Origin of the sequence: Stutzerimonas kunmingensis, from assembly GCF_032106285.1 — a bacterium.
Lineage (GTDB): Bacteria > Pseudomonadota > Gammaproteobacteria > Pseudomonadales > Pseudomonadaceae > Stutzerimonas > Stutzerimonas kunmingensis_B.
In genome coordinates, this window is record NZ_DAMCPO010000066.1 from 1 (window position 1) to 2,276 (window position 2,276).

Sequence of the window (2,276 nt, forward strand, 5' to 3'; positions counted from 1 at the left end):
GGGCAGCACCGTACCGGAAAGGTCAGGTGTTGCACTCAGTTTTCGCGGCCGGCCTTGATCATCATCTCGTGACCATCACCCACTGTATGGTCGTGCTTCATGGGCTCCACAGAGTCACTTGCGGCCATTATCAGAGGTGAGGTGACCGTAAGCGCCAGCGCTAGCATCAATCCGTTTATTTTCTTCATGAAGGTTCCCTCTTGATTGTTTGTACGTGAATGTATTCCTACGCCCCTTACGGTAAGCTGTCCCAAACATTACATCTTTGTAATTTTTGAGTGGTTGTCCGAAACCATCTCACCATGCTATTACCGTGCCCCGCTGGGGTCTCCCCACCACCATGTTGGTTACCACCGCTAGAGGCAACGAGTGCTCATACGCTCCCTCATCTAGCCCAGGAAGCTTTTTGCAGAAAAGCCACCATTGCCCAGTGTACGGGTCAGCCATGCTTCTTCCCCACGCAGGCATCCCAGTGGCCTTAATTCCAGGCTTGATGGCCCAAAATGTTTTTGCTGGGTCATCGGAGTTCCGCTTCAGCAATTAGCATGCCACGCATGCTTGCGTCTGAATCTTACGATTTGTCAGATCACACATGCCCCAACCGCGTGAGCAGGCGAATCGCTAATTGTCCGTGTTCTGCCTGTTCGCTCCTGCAGTTAAGGCGTCGTTTCCTACCGGCAAAAAAAAGGCGCCATCTAGGCGCCGATAGGCCAAAGGAGCATGAAAAGGCCAAAAAGCAGAGTGTGGGAGCAACTGCTGAGGTAGACGTTAACGCTACAAGCTGTCAGACAGATGATGCGAGCATTACGTTTCTGTAAGGTACTGGCTGCACGCCCTGACAATCGGCACACTGCTCCAAATGCCGGAGGGAATACTTTCATGAAGCTTCTTGTTGCTGAAGACGAGCCGAAAACAGGCACCTACCTACAGCAGGGGCTTTCAGAGGCAGGCTTCACAGTCGATAGAGTTGAAAACGGGACCGATGCTGCTCAGCACGCGCTTCATACCACATACGACTTGCTCATCTTAGACGTGATGATGCCTGGCCTGGATGGGTGGCAGGTTTTACAGAAAGTCCGCGCTGCTGGTAATGAGGTTCCCGTGCTCTTTCTCACCGCCCGAGACGGGGTTCAGGATCGAGTAAAGGGATTGGAGTTGGGCGCTGATGATTATCTCATCAAGCCGTTTGCCTTCTCCGAATTGCTAGCCAGGATCCGTACGTTGCTTCGCCGCGGCAATAATGTCCCCAACCAAACAATACTCAAACTCCTCGACCTTGAGGTCGATCTGCTCAGGCGTCGAGTTACGCGATCGGGGAAACGAATAGACCTAACTGCAAAGGAATTCGCACTTCTTGAGCTATTACTTCGGCGTCGCGGGGAAGTGCTCTCAAAGTCCCTTATCGCCTCCCAAGTATGGGACATGAATTTCGACAGCGATACCAATGTGATTGAGGTGGCGGTACGACGGCTGAGAGCAAAAATCGATGATGAGTTCGAACCTAAGCTCATACAAACCGCGCGTGGGATGGGCTATTTGATCGACGCGCCAGACCCCTAGAGCGAAATGCTCGGCATTTCACGCGATGGGCCAAGCTACCGGTACCGATGCGGTTAAGGCGAGCCACCGAGCAAGGAGCGGTGCCGAACCTCAGTTCTCCGAGCTGGATTTCTTCAGCTGTGGCACGAAGAAGATGGGTCTCTGCGGGGGAGCTATCAGAATATCACTGGATTTGATGCTAGTGCCCTTGCGACGCCTGGTCTTGCCATCCTTACCGACCGCCAGCAAATCACCGGTCGCAACAGCGATATCGAGCGCCTGCTTTACGCGAAACTCGTCAGCCATGGTGTAGTTGGTCAATCCGCTCATCAGGCCCAAAAAAGGTTGCCGTTCTACCTCGTAGACCTGTTTGGGCAAGAGCTCTGAAAGTTCTCCTCGGACGCGGTCATCGGTGGCATCGTCGAAGTGATGCTCATCCAACAGCAAATCGTGTTGGCCTGTCACGGCGATATCCCGATTGGCGTCGTAGCCGAAAAAGCTGGAAGGCGACAGCATATGGGAAAAGTTGTTGCCGTATTTCCAGTGGATCTTCTTCATCACATCGTTGGCGCGGTAGTTGTTCGCCAGATGGATAAACCAATAGGCCATCGGGTTGCTGCCAGCAGGGCGGATGAAGAACACGGTCATGTACTGGGCACCGCTTTCCTGTTTGATCCCTTCATGTTGGCGCTGATGGAAAATTGACCCACCCTGCCGATTGAAATTTGACCCAGGGC

At 53.2% G+C, this 2,276-nt stretch carries 2 protein-coding genes and 2 pseudogenes; 1 reads left to right on the forward strand and 3 read right to left on the reverse strand.

The features are described from left to right. Positions 1–35 precede the first annotated feature (35 nt). Both RT582_RS22365 and RT582_RS22370 read right to left on the reverse strand, forming a co-directional pair. On the reverse strand, positions 36–188 hold the full coding sequence (locus tag RT582_RS22365; protein ID WP_313480089.1) for a hypothetical protein: 153 nt from the start codon (positions 186–188) through the stop codon (positions 36–38). Positions 189–257: 69 nt separating this feature from the next. Then, positions 258–519, reverse strand: a pseudogene (locus RT582_RS22370) (c-type cytochrome); the annotation flags it as partial. A gap of 360 nt (positions 520–879) precedes the next feature. On the opposite strand from RT582_RS22370, the gene RT582_RS22375 reads away from it, so the two are divergent. Next, complete coding sequence (locus RT582_RS22375; RefSeq protein WP_003292635.1) at positions 880–1,560, forward strand: heavy metal response regulator transcription factor; 681 nt, start codon at positions 880–882, stop codon at positions 1,558–1,560. Between the two features lie 90 nt (positions 1,561–1,650). Here RT582_RS22375 and RT582_RS22380 read toward each other — a convergent pair. Then, positions 1,651–2,276: pseudogene (locus RT582_RS22380) on the reverse strand (three-Cys-motif partner protein TcmP); the annotation flags it as partial.